The organism is Staphylococcus sp. EG-SA-2, from assembly GCF_017152085.1.
On the sequence record NZ_JACYHC010000721.1, the window covers coordinates 1 to 1,738 of the forward strand.

Genomic DNA, 1,738 nt, shown 5'->3' on the forward strand with positions numbered 1-1,738 from the left:
CGTTCAATGCAACAAGCGCATTATGATGATGTGAACTTGGGACATTTTGGCTTATCAGCTGAATATTATACGCATTTTACATCACCAATTAGACGTTATCCTGATTTAACAGTTCATCGTTTAATCCGTAAGTATTTAATTGAGAAATCAATGGATAACAAAGAAGTGAAGCGTTGGGAAGACAAATTGCCTGAGTTAGCTGAACATACTTCTAAACGTGAACGTCGTGCTATTGAGGCAGAACGTGATACTGATGAATTGAAAAAAGCAGAATATATGATTCAACATATTGGTGATGAATTTGAAGGTATTGTCAGCTCAGTAGCTAACTTCGGTATGTTCATTGAATTGCCAAATACGATAGAAGGTATGGTTCATATTGCGAATATGACTGATGATTATTACCGTTTTGAAGAGCGTCAAATGGCATTAATTGGTGAGCGTCAAGCTAAAGTATTTAGAATTGGTGACACAGTTAAGGTTAAAGTGACGCATGTTGATGTAGATGAACGATTAATTGATTTTCAAATTGTTGGAATGCCTTTACCTAAAAATGACCGCTCACAGCGACCAGCAAGAGGTAAAACGATTCAAGCTAAAACGCGTGGCAAATCTTTAGATAAATCGAAATCTGATGATAAGGGTCGTAAGAAAAAAGGTAAGCAACGTAAAGGTAAAAACCAACGTAATAATGATAAATCAGGTAATAGTAAGCATAAGCCATTTTATAAAGATAAAAGTGTGAAAAAGAAAGCACGTCGTAAGAAAAAATAAGCAGCAATGAGGTGAGTATGAATGGCTAAGAAGAAATCACCAGGTACATTAGCGGAAAATCGTAAAGCAAGACATGATTATAATATTGAAGATACGATTGAAGCGGGAATCGTATTACAAGGTACAGAAATAAAATCGATTCGCCGAGGTAGTGCTAACCTTAAAGATAGTTACGCGCAAGTTAAAAACGGTGAAATGTATTTGAATAATATGCATATAGCACCATACGAAGAAGGGAATCGTTTTAATCACGATCCTCTTCGTTCTCGAAAATTATTATTGCATAAACGTGAAATCTTTAAATTAGGTGAACAAACTCGAGAAATTGGTTATTCGATTGTGCCGTTAAAGCTTTATTTGAAGCATGGACATTGTAAAGTATTACTTGGTGTTGCACGAGGTAAGAAAAAATATGATAAACGTCAAGCTTTGAAAGAAAAAGCAGTCAAACGAGATGTTGCGCGCGATATGAAAGCCCGTTATTAAGCGATTTAGTTGCTTAATCGGGCTATATTTGATATAGTTATATGTGCTTTTGTAAATTACAAAAGTATGATTTGTTTGATTTATTATTTCGGGGACGTTCATGGATTCGACAGGGGTCCCCCGAGCTCATTAAGCGTGTCGGAGGGTTGGCTTCGTCATCAACACACACAGTTTATAATAACTGGCAAATCAAACAATAATTTCGCAGTAGCTGCCTAATCGCACTCTGCATCGCCTAACAGCATTTCCTATGTGCTGTTAACGCGATTCAACCTTAATAGGATATGCTAAACACTGCCGTTTGAAGTCTGTTTAGAAGAAACTTAATCAAGCTAGCATCATGTTGGTTGTTTATCACTTTTCATGATGCGAAACCTTTCGATAAACTACACACGTAGAAAGATGTGTATCAGGACCTCTGGACGCGGGTTCAAATCCCGCCGTCTCCATATTTGTAGCCTACAACCTTTGTGGATGT

The 1,738-nt window shown here is 36.9% G+C and carries 2 protein-coding genes and 1 other RNA gene; all 3 read left to right on the forward strand.

Annotated features, from left to right (window positions below):
* Window positions 1-774: RNB domain-containing ribonuclease (locus tag IDG60_RS13150; protein WP_206160776.1), on the forward strand; the 774-nt coding region annotated here is incomplete at its 5' end.
* Between the two features lie 21 nt (window positions 775-795).
* Window positions 796-1,260 (forward strand): SsrA-binding protein SmpB, encoded by a 465-nt coding sequence (gene smpB, locus IDG60_RS13155; protein WP_001085183.1) that lies wholly within the window; start codon window positions 796-798, stop codon window positions 1,258-1,260.
* A 90-nt stretch (window positions 1,261-1,350) separates the two neighbouring features.
* Window positions 1,351-1,712: a transfer-messenger RNA gene (gene ssrA / locus IDG60_RS13160) on the forward strand.
* Window positions 1,713-1,738: the final 26 nt, after the last annotated feature.